Origin of the sequence: Massilia pseudoviolaceinigra (assembly GCF_030846505.1) — a bacterium.
GTDB lineage: Bacteria > Pseudomonadota > Gammaproteobacteria > Burkholderiales > Burkholderiaceae_D > Telluria_A > Telluria_A violaceinigra.
In genome coordinates this window covers 1-1,862 of the sequence record NZ_JAVCWL010000083.1, presented here as the reverse complement: position 1 = coordinate 1,862, position 1,862 = coordinate 1, and the positions used below count along the sequence as shown (strand labels likewise).

At 61.1% G+C, this 1,862-nt stretch carries 1 protein-coding gene; it reads left to right on the top strand.

From position 1 onward, the window contains the following. A partial coding sequence (locus tag RBA40_RS33095; RefSeq protein WP_306653127.1) for a DUF3987 domain-containing protein occupies positions 1 to 1,710 on the top strand: 1,710 nt, incomplete at its 5' end. Between the last annotated feature and the right edge of the window lie 152 nt (positions 1,711 to 1,862).

The window sequence follows — 1,862 nt, the reverse complement described above, 5'->3', positions numbered from 1 at the left end:
GGCAATGTGGGTATGGCAAAGGCAAAAGCTGCGGCCGCTGCTGTGGGCGGCTGGCTGGCAGTTCCCGTCTTTCAGCCTGGCGAGGGTCAACCAACTGACTTCAATGACATGCAGGCGCACGAGGGAGGCGAGGCGGTCATGTCGGCCATCAGCGCCGCCAAGCAGATGACAGCGGATACCGGGCCCGACCTGGTGGCCGCCCGCAAATTTGTAAAGGAATCCATGGTGAAAGCTGCTGCTGCTGCCTGGCCGAAACCGGAGCCGCTTGCTCGCAGCACGCCGGAAGTGCCTTATCCATCCGAAGCGCTCCCCGAGGTGGTCCTGATGGCCGTACGGGAGGTACAGGGCTTCACCAAGGCACCGGAAGCGATGGTGGCATGTTCCGCACTCGCCACCCTGAGCCTGGCCGCTCAGAGCCACTATGACGTATCCAGGGCTGAAAAACTCAGCGGTCCGACAAGCCTGTACTTTCTGGTGGTGGCGGAGAGCGGCGAGCGCAAATCAACCTGCGACGGGATGTTGAGCAAGGTACTGCGCGAGCACGAGAACAAGCAGCAAGAAGACGCCCAGGCCGATATCAAGCGATACGAGGCAGATCAGGCCGCGTGGGACGCTATCCGGTCTGGCATCCTGGAGTCGATCAAGCTTGCGGCCAAGAGCGCCAAGGACACGGGCCAGGCCGAAAACGCGCTGCGCAAACATGAGGAGATGAAGCCAGAGCCTCCACGCGTGCCGAGGCTGATCTACAGCGACTTCACGCCAGAGGCGCTTACCTACTCCCTGGCGAAGAAGTGGCCCTCAGGCGGCGTCATATCGTCGGAGGCCGGCTCCGTCTTTGGTAGCCATGGCATGGGCAAGGAATCACAGCTCCGCACTCTGGCGAACCTGAACCAACTATGGGACGCATCCAAGCTGACGTTCGACCGGCGCGGCGAGTCCTATGTTGTTGACGGCGCACGACTCACCATGTCGTTGCAGGTGCAGGAGTCGGCGCTGATGGACTTCATCGGCCGCACCGGCACCCTGGCACGCGGCACCGGGTTTTTGGCTCGCTTCCTGATGGCGCGGCCGGCATCCACCCAGGGCACCCGGTTTTTCACCGAGCCACCAGAGAACATGCCAGCGCTTGCCCGGTTTCACGCTCAGATTAACCGCATCTTGCAAGTGCCGGCGCCGATCAACGAACGCGGCGGGTTGGAGCCTGCAATGCTCACGCTCGCCCCGGAGGCGAAGGCCGCATGGGTCAAGTTCCACGACGAGATAGAAAGCGGGCTGGGCCAAGGCGGCGAGTTGCAGGACGTGCGCGACGTGGCGAGCAAGATCGCGGACAACGCCGCCAGGCTGGCCGCGCTCTTCCATGTGGTCGACGTCGGGGTAGGCCCGGTTAGCGTCAATCACTTCGAGTCGGCCGCCATTATCACGGCCTGGCACTTGAACGAGGCGTTACGGTTCTTCGGGGAGCTTGCGCTACCTGACGGCCTGGCAAATGCTGCACTATTGGAAGATTGGGCTGTCGGCTATTGCAAAGCCAACGGCGGCGACACCGTATCAACCCGCGCCGTAGCCCAATATGGCCCTTCCAAGATGCGGGACAAGGCGGCACTCAACGCGGCGATTCAGGAATTGATCGAGCACGGCAGAGCGGTACTGATCGAGAACGGCCGCAAGCGCGAAATCCAGATCAACCCTCAAATTCTCGGAGGTGCGTGATGGCATTGGCCGACTTGATGAAAAAAGGGTTTCTGACTTCTGCTACTGCTACAGTTGCTACAGTTGCTACAGTTCAGAAAACCGAAAAGCCGTTCGGTGAGTTTGCTACTGCTACACCTGCTACAGTTGCTACACTTGGGCAATGCCCATCG